This window comes from Pseudoalteromonas sp. UBA6610, from assembly GCF_002433295.1.
In the GTDB taxonomy this organism is placed as follows: Bacteria; Pseudomonadota; Gammaproteobacteria; order Enterobacterales; family Alteromonadaceae; genus Pseudoalteromonas; species Pseudoalteromonas atlantica.
Genome location: NZ_DJHW01000026.1, coordinates 1 through 753, shown reverse-complemented (window position 1 = coordinate 753; position 753 = coordinate 1). Strand labels below are relative to the sequence as shown.

Here is a 753-nt window from a genome sequence, read left to right as displayed (position 1 = left end):
TTCAACAAAGTCAGAACCCGAAATGGTGAAAAACGGTACTTTTGCTTCACCGGCTACGGCTTTTGCAAGTAATGTTTTACCTGTACCAGGAGGACCCACCATTAGTACGCCCTTAGGAATACTACCACCAAGTTTTTGGAACTTAGAAGGGTCACGTAAAAAGTCTACTAACTCTGTTACGTCGTCTTTTGCTTCATCACAACCTGCTACATCAGCAAAAGTTGTTTTAACTTGGTCTTCGCTCATCAGGCGCGCTTTGCTTTTACCAAACGACATTGCGCCTTTACCGCCACCGCCTTGCATTTGACGCATGAAGAATATCCATACCCCTATAAGCAGCAACATTGGGAACCAAGAGATAAAAATACTTGCTAAAAACGATTGTTCTTCAGGCTGAACGCCTTTCACATTTACATCATTTTTAAGTAAATCATTAATTAAGTCTTCATCGTACATTGGCATTGTGGTTTGAAAACGCTCACCACTGCTTTTAGTACCTGTAATATTACCCGTTCCACGGTCAATAATAACTTCTTGTAAAGAGCCGCTACGCACGTCTTTTACAAATTGAGTGTAACTTGTTTGACGATCAACTTGATCGCCGCCATTAAAGCTCTGAAATACTGACATTAGCACAACTGCAATAACCAGCCAGAGTATTAGATTTTTCGCCATATCGCTCAAGGGGTTAACCTCTTGTATCCAATTAATTTAAATTCAACTAAACGCCAAGCAACTGTACTACAGTTTGTA

The 753-nt window shown here is 40.5% G+C and carries 1 protein-coding gene; it reads right to left on the bottom strand.

The window, feature by feature from the left end; translation table 11 throughout:
• On the bottom strand, window positions 1-675 hold a 675-nt coding region (locus B4F91_RS03985), incomplete at its 3' end, for an ATP-dependent metallopeptidase FtsH/Yme1/Tma family protein (protein WP_288635384.1).
• Window positions 676-753: the final 78 nt, after the last annotated feature.